Source organism: Hylemonella sp. W303a (assembly GCF_046452315.1).
Taxonomy (GTDB): domain Bacteria; phylum Pseudomonadota; class Gammaproteobacteria; order Burkholderiales; family Burkholderiaceae_C; genus Hylemonella.
On sequence record NZ_JBKFDG010000004.1, the window covers coordinates 120848 to 139554 of the forward strand.

Genomic DNA, 18707 nt, shown 5'->3' on the forward strand with positions numbered 1-18707 from the left:
CGAAGCTCCCTCGATCACGGTCAGCGCCCCTGCCCTGTGGCCGTCGACGCGCCACCTCGCGCGGCCGACGTGCTGGCGTAAGCCGGCGCGAGCACGGAGGAGAAATCCCAGCCCTGGGGTTGCAAACCCGCCTCCAGGGAACGCAGGGCCAATCGTTGCATTTCCTCCGGTCGGTCCGGACACACCGTGAGCGCGGGCGTCTCGCACGCGAGGAAATCACGCGCGCACTCCTGCAGATTGCGGCTGATGTTGTGGCCGGACATGCGGGTGGTCAAGGCAGCGTCTTGCATCACGGTGACGATGGTAGGCCGCAATTTGCCCAAACTCAACATCTGCTTGAGCGCCTGGTAAGCCGACAGCAAGGCCGATTCCTGCACGGAGACGGGCAGCAGAGGCGACAGGCCGCTGCCCTGCCAGACCCGAGCCAGCACGGCGGCAGGCGCGTACACCAGGATCAATTCATACCCCGGGAAAAGAGCCGCCAGTTGCCGGGCACGGTCTTGCCCCGCGTCAGGTGTCTTCGCGGCGGTTTTCCCCGTCTTCTTGGGCGCGGCGGCCACGCCGTCGAGCATTTGCTCAAAACCCAGTGCGGCCGGAACGATGGGCCAGGTGGTGGCACTGTTCGACAGCACGGCGGCGGAGAAATCTTCGTCACCGCGCAGCAGTTGCGACAGCCCGGGCACCTGGTCCGTCTCACGCACGTGGGCATCGAGCACGACCAGCGGATAGTCCAGGTTGGTCCACGCCGCGCACAACTGCATCAACAAGGGCAATTCGCTGCGTGCGTCCTCATGGCCCGCCAGGGCCACGATGCGCGGCGACGATTCCACCGCGAGCGCCGCCAGGCCTGCGGCCTGGTTTTCAACTTCAAGCATGGAGGTTTCCTCCGTGCGCGGGACCCGGACGACGCACCGCCGGAGGCACCGGTTGCTGCACCGTCGCCAATCCCTGCACGCTTTGAGCGCGGCCTTCCATTTGCGTGAAATACAGATCGAGATCGCCGAGTTGCGGATCGTGCGCCGAGCGGCCCGTGGAACGCATCGACAGCTTGACCAATTGCTCCGCATCAGCGCGCGCCCAATCCTCGGGCACGCGTTGGCCGCAGCTCACGCCGCGCAGCACCAGGCGATGGCGGATGGCCGCGTCCAGAGTCGGGCCCAGCTTGACGGCTTCGTCCGTCTTGGTCAGCACGGCATGTTGGGCGCCGCTGCTGCGGAACGAAGCAACGGCCTCGTCTTGGGCATCGCCATGGTTGGCGGCGTTGAGCACCATGAGGCGCTGCACGCCCGGCAGATCCAGCATGTCCAGCACTTCGCGCTTGCGCGGATCGCGCGGCGCCACGCCCGTGGTGTCGATGATGACCATCTTGCGGTTGGACAGCAAGCCCAGCAGGTCCTGCAGGGCGCTTTGATCGTGCGCCATGTGCGCGACCACACCCAGCATGCGGCCGTAGGTGCGCAGTTGTTCATGCGCGCCAATGCGGTAGCTGTCGAGGGTGATCAGGCCGACGCTGGCGGGGCCGAAGTCACGCGCGCACTGGGCTGCGAGCTTGGCGGCGGTGGTGGTCTTGCCCACGCCGGTGGCACCGACCAGGGCATAAATGCCGCCGGCCTCATGCAGCGCGGGTTCGTTCTTGTCGGTCTTGAGATTGCGCTCCAGCACCGCGAGCATCCAGCGCATGGCTTCGGCGGGTGTGGTGTCGTTGGGCATCTTCTCGAGCGCGGCGCGCGCGAGGTTGGGCGAATAACCCGCCCGGATCAGCTTGAGCGTCAGATTGGCACGCACCGGGTTTTGCTTGGCCTGACCGAGCCAGGCCAAGGTGCTGAAGCGTTCCTCGATGAGGTCCTTCATCGCGTTGAGTTCATGCATCAACCCTTCGGGCACCGTGGTCGCAGGCGCGACTTCCGGCACGGCGACACGGCGCGGCGCTTGCACGGGCTGATCCGGCGGGACCACGGCATAGGTGCGCGGAGCGGCGCCCCCCACATTGATCGCGGTTCCACCCTGGGCGGTTTGCGCGGCCTGACGTGCTTCGTGTTGACGCACTTCATGACGGCGCTGCAGCACGCGCTCACGCACGTAGTCCTGGAAAGACAGGGTGCTCATCGCCAGTTGATCGGCGTCTTCTTCGACGGTGCTCCGAGGAGAAGCACGCAGCGCGGCACGGGCAGCGCGTTCCGCGCGTTCGGCCGGCTCTGGCACGTCGCCTTCGGGCTCTTCACGCATGCCGCGCGCAGCACGGGCGGCTTCCTTGGCGGCTTTTTCCGCGTTCGCCTTGCGGCGCGAGAGGAAACCAAAGGTGGAGCTTTCAACGCTGTCTTCCGCGGTCATGGCGTTGTCGGCGGCTTTGTCGAGCGCGGCTAAGGTGGTGGGGTTCGTGGCGACCACTTCCACCCCGCCCTGCGCCGTCGGTTTGTTCGACAGGATGATGGCTTCCTCGCCAAAAGCCGCGCGTGCCTTGGCCAGCGCCTCGCGGGCGGTTGGGGCATGGAATCGTTGAATGCTCATGATGCGGCGCCTCTCAGGATCGGTCCGATGCGAATGGAATGGGTTTCAGGAATTTCGCTGTGCGACAGCACTTGCATCCGGGGCGCGGCGCGGCGCACCAGACGGGCGATGGAATTGCGTATGGGGTCGGGCACCAGCAGGCAAGCTGGCACGCCGGTTTCTTCTTGCTTCATCGCCACGTCGGCCGCGTTGCGGGCGAACATATCGGCCACGCCCGGATCGAGCGACGGGCCGTTCGCTCCGCCCAGTGCCTGCACCAACAGGCGTTCCAGCGGCGGATCGATGGCGATGACGTTGAGTTCTTTTTGCGGTCCGTAAATCTGCTGCACGATGGCCGGCGACAGGGCAACCCGCACGCGGCGCGCCAGCTCGGCCGGATCGGTCGTCGACGGGGCATGCTCGGCGATGGTTTCGACGATGGTGCGCATGTCGCGGATGTGCACCGCCTCTTCCAGCAACAGCTGGAGGACTCGCTGGAACGCGGCGATGGACACCATTTTGGGCACGACTTCTTCGATGAGCTTCGGAAATTGCCGCGACACGTGCTCCACCAGATTCTGGGTTTCAGTACGGCTGAGCAGGCGCGCGGCGTGAACCTGCATCAAGTGTGAAAGATGCGTGGCCATCACGGTCTCGGAATCAACCACGGTAAAGCCGGCCATTTGCGCGGCTTCTTTCTGGCGTTCGTCGATCCACGTCGCGGGCAGGCCGAAGGCCGGATCGGTGGCGGGCGTTCCGATCAGCGGCGTGCTGATGCCACCCGGATTGATGGCCAGGTACATGCCAGGGAAGGCCTCGCCTTCGCCCACCACCACGCCACGCAGGTTGATGCGGTAGCCGCTGGGCTTGAGCTCCAGGTTGTCGCGCACGTGGACCGGCGGCGGCAGGAAGCCCACTTCCTGCGCGAACTTGCGACGCACGCCCTTGATGCGGGTGAGCAAGTCGCCCTGGCGGTTTTTGTCCACCAGCGTGATGAGCCGGTAACCCAGTTCCAAGCCGAGCTGATCCACCGGTTGCAGATCGTCCCAGCTGGCTTCGCCATCGCCGGGGGCTGCCGCCGCGGCGGCAGCGGCTGCCGCGGCAGTCGCCTCGGCTTGAGCCTTCTGCGGCTGCTTGGCCAGAACCCAGGCGGCATAACCGAGCAGGCTGGCCACGCCCAGGAACACCAAGTTGGGCATGCCAGGGATCAGGCCCAGCAGGCCCAGCACCCCGGCGGTGATGCCGATGGCGCGCGGGGACACGAGCATCTGGCTGCCAATCTGCTTGCCCAAATCCTGGTCCTTGCCCACGCGAGACACCACCATGGCGGCGGCCACGGAGATCAGCAAGCCCGGAATCTGCGCGACCAAGGCGTCACCAATGGCCAGCAGGATGTAGCTGTTGGCCGCCTGACTGGCGCTCAAGCCGTGCTGGGCCATGCCGATCGCGAAGCCACCGATGATGTTGATCAGCAAGATCAAAATGCCCGCCATGGCGTCCCCACGCACGAACTTCGAGGCACCGTCCATGGAACCGAAGAAGTCCGCTTCCTCGCTGACTTCCAAGCGACGGCGCTTGGCTTCTTTCTCGTCGATGAGGCCGGCACCCAAGTCGGCGTCGATGGCCATCTGCTTGCCGGGCATGGCGTCCAGAGCGAAACGCGCCGACACTTCAGCAATACGCTCGGCACCTTTGGTCACCACCACGAAGTTGATGACCACCAGGATCGCGAACACGATCAAACCGACCGCGAAGTTTCCGCCAATCAGGAAGTGCCCGAAGGCCTCGATCACCGCGCCAGCGGCGCCGGTGCCGGTATGCCCCTCGAGCAGCACCACCCGGGTGGACGCCACGTTCAGCGACAAGCGCAGCAAAGTGGTCAGCAACAGCACGACGGGGAAAGCCGCGAAATCCAGCGGCTTGGTCATGTAGGCGGCGACCATCATCACCATCAGCGCGATGGCGATGTTGAAGGTGAACAGGATGTCCAGCAACCAGGGCGGCAGCGGCAACACCATCATCGCCAGCACGGCGACGACAAAAAGCGGCGCCGCCACGCCCTGAATCATCGCGGCGTGACGCCCAAAACGCTGCTGCAGTTGTTGGATCAGCGGGTTCATGTGGCTCTAACAGAGGAAATGGGTTCGGTACGGGCGACGCCGGCTGCTTCTGCGGCGGCGGCGGCTTTCGCTGCCTTGGCCTTGGCCGCGACGCTGGCGGCATAGGCGGCCTGGGCGGCGCGGGAATCTTGCGGGTCCATGCCGGGTGGCACGACCGGTTGTGGCATCTCGCCAGGCATGGGACCTCGGCCTTGCAAGGCGGCCTTCAAACGGTAGACGTAGGCCAGCACTTGGGCCACCGCCGTGTAGAGCGTGGAAGGAATGTCCTGATCCAACTCGGCATGCGCGTACAAGGCTCGCGCGAGCACGGGGGATTGCAAGACGGGCACCTGATGGGCCTTGGCCAGATCGCGGATCTTCATGGCGAGCAAGTCCGCTCCCTTGGACACCACCCGAGGCGCCGCCATGGACTTTTCCTCGTACTTCACCGCGACGGCGTAGTGGGTGGGGTTCATCAGCACGAAATCGGCCTGCGGCACCTTGGGCAGACTCTGGCGTTGCGCCAGTTCACGCTGCTTCTGACGACGACGGCTCTTCATCTGAGGATTACCCTCGATGTCCTTGTGTTCGTCCTTCATTTCCTGCAAGGACATCTTGAGCTCGGACTTGTGCAGGAAGATTTGCAGCGGCAGGTCAATCAACGCCACCAGCAACACCACACCCAGCAGCAATGCGCACCCCATGACCAGCCAGTTGAGCATGCGCTCGATGCCTGCGGTGGAAGGTTGCAACACCAGCGTCGCGACCGAGGGCAGCGTGTAATAAATGAAGACTGCGGCCAAGGCCAGCACGAAGAAAGCGATGAACGCGAGCTTGACCACCTCGGCCAGCTTCTTCTTCGTGAACATGCCCTGCAAACCCTTGATCGGGTTGATGCGGCTGAAATCCGGGGCCAGCGGCGTGGTGGTCCAGACCCAACCACCGCCCGCGAGCGTGGCGACCACGGCGATCGCCACGATGATGACGGCGATGCCCAGGCTGATGCCCGCGCCGGTCAGCGTCATGGTGTGCAGGTGATCCAACATGAACTTGGGATCACGGACGTCGGCGGCGCTGAATGACAAATGTCGGGCCAGCGACTCCCTCAATGCGCTGTAAATCCAGGGGGCTGTGAGGACCAAGGTGACGGCACCGCCACCCAACACGGCCAAATGGCTGAAATCTCGGGAACGGGGGACCTGGCCATCGTCCCGCGCGCGTTGCAGCTTGCGCTGTGACGCGGGTAAATTGCGGTCCTGACTGCTGGATTCCATGGTGGCCTGGGCTTAAAAGTCCACGCCATTGTCGGCCGGGGCCTTGCCACCTAAAACAAGAAAAGCCGGGTGTTTCCGGCTTTTTCTCCCCTTGATCCGGTGAATCCGGACGAGCGCGAGGCGCCGCTCAGAACCCCAGGCTGGCCAGCAGATCGTCCACTTGAGACTGGTCGGTGACCACTTCGCTGGCCATTTTTTCCGGGTCGACCACGGGACCGCCGAGCTTGACGGTTTCGGGCGTCAGAGGCGCCTTGGCGGCGGCCTCTTTTTCGGCTTCCATCTGCTCGGTCTGCTGCTTGAGGCGTTCCTGAACATCCGCAGGCGCGGTCTGGATCAGCAAGGCAACCAGCTGATCCTCGATGTTGGACGCCAGATTGAGCACGCGGGCGATGACCTGACCCGTGAGGTCATGGAAATCCTGCGCCATCATGATTTCCGTGAGATGTTGGTCCAGATCGGTATTGGTCTTTTCCAAGTCAGTCAGGAAATTCATGACGTGGCCCTTGGCCACGGCAGACACCGGATCGGAGGCCAGCAGGGCGATCATGTGTTTGGTCTGCGCCACCACATGGTCATTTTGGCTTTTGGCCTGATCCACGCGGTTGAGCACCTTTTCCGCCGCTTCGCCGGTGAGTTTGGCGATGTAGGTCAGGCGCGAACGGGCGTCCGGCAATTCGATCGCCGAACCATGCAGTTTTTCCGCCAGACCCAGCCCCTGCAGCGCATCGTGCAACTGGCGCGTCAACAGCCCCAGCTTGTGATGGACGACCTCCAGGGCCTCGAAGGTCATGTCCCCCGAGTCGGGTGCGGCGGAATGGGTGTTCATGGTTATTGCAACCCCGATTTTTTGAGGATGTGGTGCAGCTTTTCCTCGAGCACAGCCTTGGTGAAAGGCTTGACGATGTAACCCGCCGCGCCTTGCTGGGCAGCGAGCACGATGTCTTCCTTGCGGGCCTCCGCGGTCACCATGAGCACCGGGATGTGCTTCAACTTCTCGTCCCGCTTGATTTCGGCGAGCAATTGGAAGCCGTTCATGTTCGGCATGTTGATGTCGCTGACCACGAAATCAAAAGGAAGGGCGCGCAATTTCTGCAGCGCCACCACACCGTCTTCCGCCTCATCGGCCTCGGAAAAGCCGCTTTCCTTGAGCAGGTTGCGAACGATACGGCGCATGGTCGAAAAATCGTCAACCACTAGGAATCGCAATGGGTTGTTGGCCATACGTTGAGCCTTTCTATGCCTTTCAGTCTTGCTTTCGGTTCTTATTGCGGCAGATTATCGCCAAGTTCCATGCCCGGCCCAAGCCCACGCATCTCTTCGCCCCGCCCGCGGGTCACCGCGAGCCTCCCGGAGCCACCAACGCAGGGGCAGCGACCAGGGCCGGGTCCACCGCCTGTCCGGACGCGGCACCCCGTTCCCCCGGCTCGACCGCTTCACGGTTGATGCCCAACTGGCGCTCCTCCGCCTCCTTGGTCAGGACCATGATACTGATGCGCCGATTAGCGGGAGCCGTCGGGTTGTCCGGCACCAGCAAGTTGCTGGCAGCCAGGCCCGTCACGCGCAACAACTTGTCCTCGGGCATGCCAGCAGCAACCAGTTCGCGCCGAGCCGCGTTGGCCCGATCCGCCGAGAGTTCCCAATTGCTGTAGCTGCGACCCTGGTTGCCATACTGCGTCACATCGGTATGGCCGTCCAGACTGATCTTGTTTTCTACGCCATTGAGCGCCGCGCCAATCTCACGCAGGATGTCACGCATATACGGCTGCACGGCGGCGTTGCCCGTGGTGAACATGGGGCGCCCCTGCTCATCCACGATCTGAATCTTGAGGCCGTCGGGCGTGCTCTCCAGCTGAATCTGCCGGCTGAACCGGCGCAACTGCGCATTATTGGAAATGGCGGCGCTGATCTTGGCGCTGAGCGCGGCGAGCCGCTGCGCGTCACGGCGGGCAGTTTCGGCACGCCGGCGGCGGTCTGCGGCTGACGCATCCTCAGGATGCTGACCGGCGGTCAGCGTGAGATCCGCGCCACCACCCGGCAAGATCGAAGAACTGGCCCCCGAGCCATTGCCGCCGACCATGGACACCTTGAGCGGAGCACGGAAATAATCCGCCAGGCCCTTGAGGTCGCCCTTGGAGGTGGAACCCAACAGCCACATCAACAGGAAAAAGGCCATCATCGCCGTCACGAAGTCGGCGTAGGCAATCTTCCAAGCACCGCCATGGACACCATGGCCGCCCTTTTTCACCCGCTTGATGATGATGGGCTGAAGTTTCTTGGCATCCGTGGCCATGATTTCCCCTTAGCCTTTCATCCTGGTCACCCGCATGCCCCGTTCCGCGCTTGCGCCGGTTCGCGGATCACTTCTTGCGGACATGCGCTTCCAGCTCCAGGAAGCCGGGGCGCTCGGTTGAGAACAGCACCTTGCGACCGAACTCGATGGCGGTCGCGGGGTTGTAACCCTGCATGCTGGCCAATAAGGTGGACTTGATGCACTGCAATTCCTTGGTGCCATCCGCCGCCTTCTGCTCCAGCAAAGTACCCAAAGGCTCGAAGATGGCGTACGCCAACATGATGCCCAGGAAGGTTCCGACCAGAGCGGAAGCGATCATGCCGCCCAGGATGGCCGGCGGCTGTCCCACCGAGCCCATGGTGTTCACCACGCCAAGCACGGCGGCCACGATACCGAAGGCTGGCAGGGCGCCTGCCAGGCGCAGGACAGCGGTCGCAGGTGCATGCGCTTCCTGGTGATGGGTATCGATTTCGCTGTCCATCAGCGTCTCGATCTCATGGGCGTTCAGGTTGCCCGAAACCATCATGCGCAGATAGTCGGTGGTGAATTCGACGACATGGTGGTCGTTGCCGACCACGGGGTGCGCCTGGAACAGCGGTGACTCATGGGGCTCTTCCACATCCTTTTCAATCGCCATCAGACCTTCCTTGCGGGCCTTCTGGAGGATGTCGTAGAGCAGCGCCATCAAGTCCATGTAGCGCTCCTTGGTGTACTTCGACCCCTTGAGCACCGTGGGAACCTGCGCGATGGTGGCCTTGAGCACCTTGGGTTGGTTGCCCGCCACGAAGGCGCCAAGGGCACCGCCGAAAATGGTGGTCAGTTCGAAGGGCAGGGCTTTCAGCAGGACGTCGGTATTGCCACCATGCAGGGCATAGGTCCCGAAGATGGCAAGCATGGCAGCGGCATAACCGATGATGACGAGCATGGGTGGGCGGCTAAGGTAAAAAGGGGCAGGGAAAATGTAACTCGGGCCATTCTAGGGGATAGCGCCCATGTCAGCACACGCAAAAGCGTGGAAAACTGCCCCTAGTCTCGACTCTTTTGCAAACTTCTGTTGCAAAACCGGCGTGTCCGATTTACCAAATCGGCGTCTCGAACGGTGGTGGCGCATGAGGCTTCAATGCGGTGAAACGCTGAGTTTCAGCAGGGCGTCAAGCCCCGCGCACCCAAAGCTCAGTGCAACTGAATGCCCGTCGTGCTTCCCTTGCCAGCGCGCGCAGGGGGCTCACACAGGCCACAAACATAGTTGCGCGCATTCTCATGGGCTTCGGAGACGAAATGCCCCCCGCACTTGGAGCAGCGTGTCATCGCCAGCATGTTGTTGTCGATGAATTTCACCAGCCGCCAGGCGCGGGTGATGGACAGCAGGGGTTCCATCTCCAAAGCCTTCATTTGTTCTTCATACAGGCGGTAGGCCTTCATCACCGCATCGATGTCTTCGATGCTGCTGGCCTTGCTCAGGTACTCATAGATATTGAGGAAGAGCGAAGAGTGAATGTTGGGCTGCCAGGTCAGGAACCAATCGGTCGAGAACGGCAACTGTCCTTTGCTGGGCGACTTGCCGGCCACCTCCTTGTAGAGGCGAAGCAGGCGCTCGTAGGACAAATCTGTCTCGCTTTCCAGAACCTGCAAGCGCGCGCCCAACTTGATCAGGGCGACGGCACGTTCGATCTGGCGCGATTCGTTCAGGACGCTTTTGACGGTGCTCATGAGGTATTCCCGGCTTGGTTGATGAGAAGACGCTCAGGCGCCGGTCGCTTCCGCATGCCGGCCCGCCATCAGAATGCTGGCATGCAGGCGCGTGGTGGCCGGGTTGTCCACCTTGCTGGTGTTGTGGTTGGTCAACAGACTCCACACGACTTCGTCGTCCATGCGGAAGCGGCACAGCAGCATCGGGCTGGAGGCAATCTTGGAGATCTGCGCGGGCGACATCATGGCGAGCAGGTTGGCCGATTCCTCGGACAGCCCCAGGCGGAATTGAGCATCCGCGATGTCACGCCGGATCAGGCTCTGGGCCAACATGAGGTAGGTCAGGTTGGACTCGCGGATTTCGGCGTTCAGTTGTTCTTCAGTCATTTGGGGCTCCTTTACAGCGCATTTCTTGCGTTTGGCGTTGGGCCTGATTCTGATCTGCGGCCAGGAAACTTGAATCAGCCACCTTCTGCACTTGCTGCGAGAAAGACCGGCAGCGACGTGTCAGGCAAAATCCTACAAGTCCGTCAAGCGCATGAAAAAAGGAATTGAGGGCTCAAAGCACCTCAATTCCTTTTCATTGATCCTGAACTGCCAGCTGCCGCCCCATAGCGCGGCAGACGCCGAGGCCAGGCAGGCTCAGCCGCCGAAACCGCGGTGTGTCGACGTCGCGCGGCCCAGCGGCTCGTAGCTGACGTTTTTCTGCTCAGCCATGCCGGGGAGCAGCGTATGCAGGCTGCGCTCGGCCTGTGCGGCCAAGCGCAAGAGGCTTTCGCGCTGCAGATGGATCAGCGTCACGATGCGCTTCATGCGGGCACGCAACTCCGTGCCTCCGTGCACCAGCACTTTGTGCTTTTCAGTGAAGGCGGCAAAGGCAACTGACGCCTCGCGCAGGGAGGCACTGGCGCTCTCCAGTTGCTCCAAGCTGGCGCCGCCCAGCAGGGCTTGGGACACCGCCTCGCAGAGCATTTCGATCTCGGCGAGAGGTTTTTCGTAATCCGCGTAGGAAATCATGGAACAGGCTCCTTTTGAATCAAGGATGCCGGACGCTTGACACAAGGTCAGACGGACGGCACTACAGGCATTTGCAAAAAAACTCCGGGACCGGGATCACGAAGTCGAAGGCTTGAAGGACTTTTTCTCTTTTGGGGGCGTCCACCCGGCTACGGTGGCTGGTTTTTCAACCTCGGCACGCACCCCCGCGCGCCTGGAAACTCAAGTCAGGGAATCAATGCACGCGGCGCGGCGCGAGGAACTCCTCGGCGCCTGCCAACAGCTTGTCGGCGATGGCCTCGGCATTCACCACGTAAGTGCCGTTTTCAATCGCTTCGCGGATCGCGCGGACCTTGTCCGTGTCGATGTCCGCGGCTTCACCCGTGCCACGCAACTGTTCCAGGGCACGCACCGACGACGAAACCGTCACCGAGACACTGCCTTGGGCTGCGGAAGTCGCACCTTGGGTCGACACGCTCACAGCTTCCTTAGCCGCCGCTTCTTTTTTGGCGGGCTGGGTCGCCTGAGGCGTCACCTTGAGCAGCGGATCTGCTGCGCCTTGACCGACTTTCATCATCTACTCCAATAAGCCTTTTTTGCCTGTAGTCCTGTTCGGGGCTGGGAAGTAGCCGTTCCGCCCCGTGCCAATCTTATCGGCGTGGACCGGCGCAACTTTAGCCCCTTCAGACAAGCAACAAGGCGGTTTTCAGCTCGCTTTTCCGATGCGCTGAGCGCATTTCTCGTTTTTCCCGTGGCCACCAAGGCCCTGACAAAGCTTTTGCACCGATTTGGTGCAGCGTCGACACCTCGACGACTTTAGATTTCGACTCGAACCGTGCGAGCGTCCACGACCGTGGCATTCATGACGCGCCCGTTTTCCATGCGCACCTGGGCCGGCTGGCCCACCACGCCGACCGACAACGCGCGCCCCGGGGCGCTGATCTGAAACCCACTGCCCTGAACCAGCACGCGCACCTGCGCGCCGCTCGTAAAGACTTTGGCGGCCCGGAACAGGTTCTGGCGCAGGGTCTGGCCTGCGCGCAGGCTGCGCGCGGCGACCTGACCCTCCCAGGCATCGGCGGTCAGCACCGGACTGCTGTCCTCCGCCAAGTCCACTTCACGTCGCTCAAGGTCTTGGTCGGTCACGGCCTGTCCGGCCAGAACATTCGCCCGCAGCACCCAGGCCGAGCCCATGGCCTGAATCTGAACCGGCAAGGTCACGCTCCAACGCATGGCCCCTTGAATGCAGCGCATGCCCAGCTGGCTATTGCCCCACAGACGCGTCGGAGTGAAAACCTCGACTTCCGCGCAGGGAGCGAGACGCAAACGCCCGTCCAGACGGCCCAATTGGGCCTGCAAACGAACACGAGGACCGCGCTCCGATTCGCGCGCCGACAACACCGGCAGATTGCGCTCCAGCCAGTGCTGGGCCACGTAGGGCAAGTCCGCCTCGCTGTTGACGCGGTACGTCGGATTCACCAACGTTTGCTGCGAAGCATGCCCCGGGACGGACCATCCCATCACCAACATGGCCACGCCCAGCGACAGCCAAGACAGCCATGCCACCGCCGCAGGGCCGCGGCGCGCAAGCACGCGCGTCAGTCCGCCCGCCTTGAAGGCAAACGCCACAGCCTGCGACGACCAACGCCGCAGGGCCTCCATCGCATACCTGAGTGAATTCATGATGGGCACTTCATATCGTCCTGAATGCGGATGACTATAGGGATGGCCGCCCAAGACAAAGCCGCCAAATGAGCCGCTTTCACCCGCTTATTCCCGTCAACCGCGCCATCAAGTTTCACCACAATTTGTCGCACCCGGTGGCTCAGGCGCTCGCAATGGAGAGCCTGACACCGTTCTCGCAAGGCTGAACTGAATGAAAGGGCGCACGCCATGCTCGACAAACTGACCGGCACGCTGGACTTCCATGGGAAGGCCCTGATGCTGCGCTCCGAACGTCAGCGCACCATCGCCAGCAACATCGCCAATGGCGACACCCCCGGCTACCAGGCGCGTGACTTCGACTTCAAGGCCGCGATGCAGGATGCCCTGGGGCAGACGGATGCCAAGCTGACTCAGCCCTCGACGCTCAACATCTCGGGCACCACGGCAGGTACCTATGCCCCGGGAAACACCCCAGCCGTGGCCGGTGCCACCGATCCCCGTCACATTCCGCTGCCCAGAAACACCGGGCAAGGCGGCTTGGGCGAAAACGGCATGGGCTACCGCGACCAAATTCAACCTGCCATGGACAACAACTCTGTTGACATGGACCGCGAACGCAGCAATTTCGTGGACAACTCGATCCGCTACGAATCCACCCTGCGCTTCATCAATGGGTATTCCAAGACCATCCTGAGCGCCATCCAGGGTCAGTAACGGAACCCTCACCCACTCAACTGAACGACTAGGAAGATCGCCATGTCCATGTTTTCCATCTTCGGCGTTTCCGGCAGCGCCATCAGTGCCCAGGCCCAGCGCCTGAACGTGGTCGCCTCCAATCTGGCCAACGCGGATGCCGTTGCCGGTCCGGATGGCGATTTCTACAAGGCTCGGCAGGTCGTCTTCGAGACCCTGCCTTTCGACGAAGCCACGCCCGGTGCGGCTGGCGTGAAGATCAACGCGGTGACGGAGAGTCAAGCGCCCGCGCGCCGGACCTATGAGCCCACGCACCCTTCCGCCGACGCGAACGGCTACATCAATCACTCCAACGTCAACGCTGTGGAGGAGATGGTCAACATGATCTCGGCCTCGCGCTCGTACCAGAACAACGTCGAGGTGATGAACACCGCCAAGACGCTGCTGCTGAAGACATTGCAAATGGGCCAGTGACCCGCGCACACCCTCTGGACCTGACTCCCCCGCGAAGGAACACCCATGGCTTCCGTAGACAGCACCAACTACATCAATAGCTTGGTCAACAAAGGCAGCACCAGCACCAGCAGTTCCAGCACGGACTCTGCGGAGATGCAAGAACGATTCCTGAAATTGTTGATCGCCCAGATCAACAACCAGGACCCGCTGAACCCGATGGACAACGCGCAAATGACCAGTCAGATGGCGCAGATCAACACCGTCACGGGGATCGAGAATCTGAACCAAACGGTCAAGGACCTGGGCAGTCAATTCACGTCCTTGCAAATGCTGCAGGGCACATCACTGGTAGGCCGCGAGGTGCTGGTCAGCGACACCACGCTCTCAATCAACGAAGGCACCCGGGACAGCACTGCAGAGGATGCAAAAGAAGGCGACAAGGAAACGATTCGCTATGCCAACGGCGCCATCGACCTCAGCGGCACGGCCGACAAGGTCAAGGTGGAGATTCTGAGCCCCTCGGGTGAAGTCATTGACACCATCGACGCGGGCGCTCTGCCGGAAGGCCGCCACTATTTCACCTGGGATGCGACCGATTACACCGGCTCCGGCGCACCCAGCTTCCGTGTTGTTGCCGAAAACGGCGGCAAGACGGTCGAAGCCACCGGTTATGCACGTCACTACGTGCAATCGGTCGGCATGTCCAACGGCGCGCTGAAGATTGATCTGATTGGCGCAGCAAGCATCAATTACAGCGACATCCTAGCTGTCCTGTAAGCGCCTTTCATCCACTCACCCTTTCCCACCCCCCACGAAGGAAACACACCATGGGCTTCCAACAAGGTCTCTCCGGCCTGAACGCCTCCAGCCGCAGCCTGGACGTGATCGGCAACAACATCGCCAACGCGAACACCACGGGCTTCAAGTCGGCCCGAGCAGAGTTTGGGGATGTGTTCGCGTCCTCCATCGGCGCTTCGGGCGCGGGCACCATCGGCATTGGCGTGGAGGTTTCCACCGTCAGCCAACAGTTCACCCAGGGCAACATCGCCATCACCAACAACGACCTGGACGTGGCCATCAACGGCAGCGGCTTCTTCGCTCTGCAGCTGCAAGATGGCTCCCGGGCCTACTCCCGCGCGGGCGAATTCAAGTTGGACCCGCAGGGCTACGTGATCACCAACACCGGCGCGCAGGTCATGGGCTTCCCCACGGACCCGGCGGGCAACCGCACCAGCGTCACGCTCCAAGCCATGCGCCTGCCCACGAGCCAAGGCATCGCCGCCAACCAGACCACGTCCATCACGGCGTCGAAGTTCACCCTGGACTCCGCCGCCACGGTCTGGAACCAATCCACCCCCAGCACCTCGCTGGCGCGCTTCGGCACGGCCATCACCAACTACGACTCTCAGGGCAATGAGGTGCCGGTGGAACTCTATTTCCGCAAGGTCGCACCCAACGTGTGGCAGGTCTACACCGACGCGGACAACGGCGACGCTGGCGCGAACCAAAGTCAGCTCGGTCTGCTGGAATTCAACACCGATGGCTCGCTGCGCAGGAGCTACGTCACCAGCACGGCGTCCGCGGCACTGCCCGCTACGGGCCCTCAAGCCGACATCACCGTCAACAACTGGAACAAGCTCAACGATGGGACGGGTAACACGACTACCGCCATCACGATTGCCGCCGTCACTTATCCTGTAGGTACGGCCATCGCCACGCTGCCCACCACATTCGCGGCCATCGACCTGACCAACGCCAATAACAACACCGCCTTGGCTTTTGCCGACTACTCGGTTGACGTGGGCACCATCGACCCCGATGGAGCGGTCGGCGGTACGACCACCGCCTCGACCAACGCCTCGATGGTCATCAATGTCACGCTGCCGCCCTCACCCAATGTCACCACCATCGGTCTGAACGGCACCGGCAATATCACAATCGATCTGTCGGGCATCGTCCAGCACAACACGCGCTTCACGGCGGGTGATCTGTCGCAGGATGGCTACCCGCCGGGCGACATGGTGGGCGTGAAGATCGAAGACAACGGCGTCATCACCGCCCGCTTCTCGAACGGCGAAACCCAGGCTTACGGTCAATTGGCGCTGGCCAACTTCCGCAACGTGCAAGGCCTGTCCCCCACCGGCAACGGCGAATGGGTCGAGACCCAAGCCAGCGGCCAGCCCATCTTCGGCGGTCCGACCGAAGGCAATCTGGGTGAGCTGCGCTCCGGCGCCTTGGAAGAGTCCAACGTCGATCTGACCAAGGAACTCGTGAACATGATGACGGCCCAGCGCACCTACCAGGCCAACGCCCAGACCATCAAGACCCAGGATCAGGTCATGCAGACCCTGGTCAACATGCGGTAAGGAATCCTGCGGTTTTACCGCGTGGTTTCTTTCCAATTCCGTGAGCCGCCGGGTGATGGCGTCGCTTGGCGGCACGCGGCCCATACTAAGAAAAAGCAGATCTCCTTTCCCCACCGCTGGCCCTGCCAGCGGTTTTTTTTTGCTCAAACGGGCACTCGCCCACCAGGTTCGGCGCCGGCATCTCCGTAGATCAACACCCCCGTCCTGGCAAGCCCCAAAGCACCCAATTACCGCGCCTTTTACCCTCTTATTCCCTCGCCCCGGACCTCAAGTTTTTCCACAATCCCCTGCACGAGGCAAAAAAGGATGGCTTTTGGATTCCATTGATCTGGCTTCCTTCCCTCGCCCATATTTGAAAGGCTTGAACCTATGGACCGCATCATTTACACAGCCATGACCGGGGCCAATGCCGCGCAGCATCGGCAATCGGTGCTGTCCAACAACCTCGCCAACATCTCAACCAACGGCTTCCGGGCTGAGCTCTCCACCTACCGTGCGGTGCCTCTGCGCGGCGAGGGCGCCACCACCCGGGTGTTCGCCTTGGAGGCAACGGCTGGCCAACGCGACGCGCCCGGCCCCTCGTTGCGCACGGGCCGCGACCTGGACGCCATGCCTCAACAAGGCAGCTGGTTCGCGGTGCAGGGCCTGGACGGCCGCGAGGCCTACACCCGCAACGGCAGTTTCGAGGTGTCCCCCCAAGGCGTTCTGCAGACCAGCAACGGCTTGCCACTGCTGTCCGACGGAGGCAGTCCGATCACCATCCCGGAAAACTCCCTCGTCAACCTGGGTTCGGACGGCACGGTCAGCGCGAAGAGCGCAGGCCAGCCTCCAGCCACCTTGGGTCGCATCAAGCTGGCCACGTCGAACGAGGAAGACCGCCTCAAGCGCGGAGACGATGGGCTGTTTAGACCAACCTCCGGTGCACAACTGCCCAGCGACACGAACGCGCGGATGGACATCGGCGTGCTTGAAAGTTCGAACGTGAATCCCGTCGAAACCATGGTCGGGATGATCCAGACCGCCCGCCAGTTCGAGCAGCAGATGCGCATGCTGCAGACCGCCGAATCCGATGACCGCAGCGCCGCCAAGCTGCTGAGCCTGGAAGGCTGACGCAGGCCCTGGTTCCTGCGTGCCCCCAAGACGCTCACCCCTCAACCGAATCTAGAAGGAACACGCCATGTTCAACGCACTGTGGATCGCCAAGACCGGCATGGAAGCCCAGCAACGCCAGCTGGACACCATCTCCAACAACCTGGCCAACTCGTCCACCAATGGCTTCAAACGCTCCAGCGTCGTGTTCGAGGATCTGATGTATCAGAACCTGCGCAGCGCGGGCTCGCCCAGCAGCGAACAAACCAACCTGCCCACGGGCTTGCAGGTCGGTCTGGGCGCGCGCGCGGTGGCGACCAGCCGCAACTACACCCAGGGCAACCTGGTGCAGGGACGGCCTCTGGACGTGGCGGTCAACGGCAATGGCTTCTTCCAAATCTCCATGCCCGACGGCACCACCCAGTACACGCGCGACGGTGCGCTGGAGATCAGCGCCACCGGGGCCCTGGTGACTTCGAACGGCCTGCCGCTGGCCGACGGCATCGTGATCCCGCCGAACGCCAGCGACGTCTCCATCTCCGAAGATGGCACGGTCACGGCGAAGCTGCCTGGACAGGTGGTGGCGCAGACCATCGGCAACATCACCCTGGCCACCTTCATCAACCCGGCAGGTTTGGAAGCCAAGGGGCAAAACCTGTTTGCCGAGACCGCCGCGAGCGGCACGCCCAGCACGGGCGCCCCCAACGCCAACGGCATCGGCAAGCTGATGCAGGGTTACCTGGAGTCCTCCAACGTCAATGTGGTGCAAGAGCTGGTGACCATGATCCAGACGCAACGCGCCTATGAAATGAACTCCAAGGCCATCCAGACCTCGGACCAGATGCTGCAGAAACTGGGACAGCTGTGATGAAACAAACCCTTTCCTACCTGATCTCACACGCCGCGCGTCTCGGCGCGCTGTCGTTCGCGCTCGGCGCGGTGCTGCTCGCGGGCTGCACGGTCACGGCGCCACAAGCCGCGAAAGTGGATTTCGCCACGCCGACCATGGCGGCCTATCCGTCTCAGACCATCCCCGCAGGTCCGGCCAGCGGCAGCCTGTTCCAGTCCGCAACCTACCGGGTGGGTTTCGAAGACCGTCGCGCTCGCCAGGTGGGCGACACGGTGACGATCCGCATCGTCGAGAACGTATCGGCCAGCCAGCAGTCCAGTTCGACAGCCAACCGCAGTGGCAGCATCAGCGGCGGGATCACGGCTGTGCCGGGTCTGTCGGGCGGCACGCTGGGCAAGTTCGACATCGGCGCGGAAAACAAGTCCGATTTCTCGGGCAAGGGCGGCACCTCGGCGACCAACACGTTCTCGGGTTCGATCACCACCATCGTCTCCGAAGTCCTGCCCAACGGCCACTTGGTTGTCGTGGGCGAGAAGCAGATTGGCTTGAACCAAAACGTGGACGTGTTGCGCTTCACGGGCACCGTCGATCCCCTGGCGATCCAACCCGGCAGCATTGTTCTTTCCACCAATGTGGCGAACGTCCGCGTCGAATCCAGAGGCCGTGGTCCGCAATACGAGGCACAGACCGTCGGCTGGCTGACGCGCTTCTTCCATACCTTGTCGCCGTTCTGATGTTGTCGAGAACCTCGAG

The 18707-nt window shown here is 62.5% G+C and carries 20 protein-coding genes; 7 read left to right on the forward strand and 13 right to left on the reverse strand.

Annotation, left to right across the window (positions count from 1 at the left end; genetic code table 11):
• Positions 1 to 20: 20 nt before the first annotated feature.
• The 13 genes from ACLBKS_RS09030 to flgA all read right to left on the reverse strand — a co-directional run bounded on the left by ACLBKS_RS09030 (position 21) and on the right by flgA (position 12518).
• Entirely contained in the window at positions 21 to 875 is an 855-nt protein-coding gene (locus ACLBKS_RS09030; RefSeq protein ID WP_410192477.1) for a hypothetical protein, read from the reverse strand.
• Complete coding sequence (flhF, locus tag ACLBKS_RS09035; protein ID WP_410192478.1) at positions 868 to 2508, reverse strand: flagellar biosynthesis protein FlhF; 1641 nt, start codon at positions 2506 to 2508, stop codon at positions 868 to 870. Before flhF ends, ACLBKS_RS09030 begins: the two co-directional genes overlap by 8 nt.
• Complete coding sequence (gene flhA / locus ACLBKS_RS09040; RefSeq protein WP_410192479.1) at positions 2505 to 4607, reverse strand: flagellar biosynthesis protein FlhA; 2103 nt, start codon at positions 4605 to 4607, stop codon at positions 2505 to 2507. The genes flhF and flhA overlap by 4 nt, the downstream gene beginning before the upstream one ends.
• Positions 4604 to 5860 (reverse strand): flagellar biosynthesis protein FlhB, encoded by a 1257-nt coding sequence (locus ACLBKS_RS09045; protein WP_410192480.1) that lies wholly within the window; start codon positions 5858 to 5860, stop codon positions 4604 to 4606. Before ACLBKS_RS09045 ends, flhA begins: the two co-directional genes overlap by 4 nt.
• Positions 5861 to 5987: 127 nt before the next feature.
• Positions 5988 to 6686, reverse strand: coding sequence for a protein phosphatase CheZ (locus ACLBKS_RS09050; protein ID WP_410192481.1), 699 nt, complete (start codon positions 6684 to 6686; stop codon positions 5988 to 5990).
• A gap of 2 nt (positions 6687 to 6688) precedes the next feature.
• Positions 6689 to 7081, reverse strand: coding sequence for a chemotaxis response regulator CheY (gene cheY / locus ACLBKS_RS09055; RefSeq protein ID WP_006299482.1), 393 nt, complete (start codon positions 7079 to 7081; stop codon positions 6689 to 6691).
• Positions 7082 to 7193: 112 nt separating this feature from the next.
• Positions 7194 to 8150 carry a flagellar motor protein MotB gene (gene motB, locus ACLBKS_RS09060; RefSeq protein ID WP_410192482.1) on the reverse strand — a complete coding sequence of 319 codons (957 nt, stop codon included), beginning with the start codon at positions 8148 to 8150 and terminating at the stop codon, positions 7194 to 7196.
• A gap of 67 nt (positions 8151 to 8217) precedes the next feature.
• Entirely contained in the window at positions 8218 to 9075 is an 858-nt protein-coding gene (motA, locus tag ACLBKS_RS09065) for a flagellar motor stator protein MotA (protein ID WP_410192483.1), read from the reverse strand.
• Between the two features lie 248 nt (positions 9076 to 9323).
• Complete coding sequence (gene flhC / locus ACLBKS_RS09070) at positions 9324 to 9860, reverse strand: flagellar transcriptional regulator FlhC (RefSeq protein WP_035604307.1); 537 nt, start codon at positions 9858 to 9860, stop codon at positions 9324 to 9326.
• A 33-nt stretch (positions 9861 to 9893) separates the two neighbouring features.
• Positions 9894 to 10226 (reverse strand): flagellar transcriptional regulator FlhD, encoded by a 333-nt coding sequence (flhD, locus tag ACLBKS_RS09075; protein WP_410192484.1) that lies wholly within the window; start codon positions 10224 to 10226, stop codon positions 9894 to 9896.
• 255 nt (positions 10227 to 10481) lie between these two features.
• Positions 10482 to 10856, reverse strand: a complete 375-nt coding sequence (locus tag ACLBKS_RS09080; protein WP_410192485.1) for a hypothetical protein — start codon at positions 10854 to 10856, stop codon at positions 10482 to 10484.
• A 214-nt stretch (positions 10857 to 11070) separates the two neighbouring features.
• Positions 11071 to 11409, reverse strand: a complete 339-nt coding sequence (gene flgM, locus ACLBKS_RS09085; RefSeq protein ID WP_410192486.1) for a flagellar biosynthesis anti-sigma factor FlgM — start codon at positions 11407 to 11409, stop codon at positions 11071 to 11073.
• A 242-nt stretch (positions 11410 to 11651) separates the two neighbouring features.
• Positions 11652 to 12518: a flagellar basal body P-ring formation chaperone FlgA gene (flgA, locus tag ACLBKS_RS09090; RefSeq protein ID WP_410192487.1), complete on the reverse strand. Its 867-nt coding sequence runs from the start codon at positions 12516 to 12518 to the stop codon at positions 11652 to 11654.
• 210 nt (positions 12519 to 12728) lie between these two features.
• Between flgA and ACLBKS_RS09095 the strand changes: the two genes are divergently transcribed.
• The 7 genes from ACLBKS_RS09095 to ACLBKS_RS09125 all read left to right on the forward strand — a co-directional run bounded on the left by ACLBKS_RS09095 (position 12729) and on the right by ACLBKS_RS09125 (position 18688).
• Positions 12729 to 13214: a flagellar basal body rod protein FlgB gene (locus tag ACLBKS_RS09095; RefSeq protein ID WP_410192488.1), complete on the forward strand. Its 486-nt coding sequence runs from the start codon at positions 12729 to 12731 to the stop codon at positions 13212 to 13214.
• 42 nt (positions 13215 to 13256) lie between these two features.
• Positions 13257 to 13667, forward strand: coding sequence for a flagellar basal body rod protein FlgC (flgC, locus tag ACLBKS_RS09100; protein ID WP_410192489.1), 411 nt, complete (start codon positions 13257 to 13259; stop codon positions 13665 to 13667).
• A 45-nt stretch (positions 13668 to 13712) separates the two neighbouring features.
• Entirely contained in the window at positions 13713 to 14426 is a 714-nt protein-coding gene (locus ACLBKS_RS09105; RefSeq protein ID WP_410192490.1) for a flagellar hook assembly protein FlgD, read from the forward strand.
• A 50-nt stretch (positions 14427 to 14476) separates the two neighbouring features.
• Positions 14477 to 16015, forward strand: coding sequence for a flagellar hook protein FlgE (locus ACLBKS_RS09110; protein ID WP_410192491.1), 1539 nt, complete (start codon positions 14477 to 14479; stop codon positions 16013 to 16015).
• A 369-nt stretch (positions 16016 to 16384) separates the two neighbouring features.
• Positions 16385 to 17125, forward strand: coding sequence for a flagellar basal body rod protein FlgF (locus tag ACLBKS_RS09115; RefSeq protein ID WP_410192492.1), 741 nt, complete (start codon positions 16385 to 16387; stop codon positions 17123 to 17125).
• Positions 17126 to 17192: 67 nt separating this feature from the next.
• Positions 17193 to 17972 (forward strand): flagellar basal-body rod protein FlgG, encoded by a 780-nt coding sequence (gene flgG, locus ACLBKS_RS09120; protein ID WP_410192493.1) that lies wholly within the window; start codon positions 17193 to 17195, stop codon positions 17970 to 17972.
• Positions 17972 to 18688, forward strand: coding sequence for a flagellar basal body L-ring protein FlgH (locus tag ACLBKS_RS09125; protein WP_410192494.1), 717 nt, complete (start codon positions 17972 to 17974; stop codon positions 18686 to 18688). The genes flgG and ACLBKS_RS09125 overlap by 1 nt, the downstream gene beginning before the upstream one ends.
• The last annotated feature ends 19 nt before the right edge of the window (positions 18689 to 18707 follow it).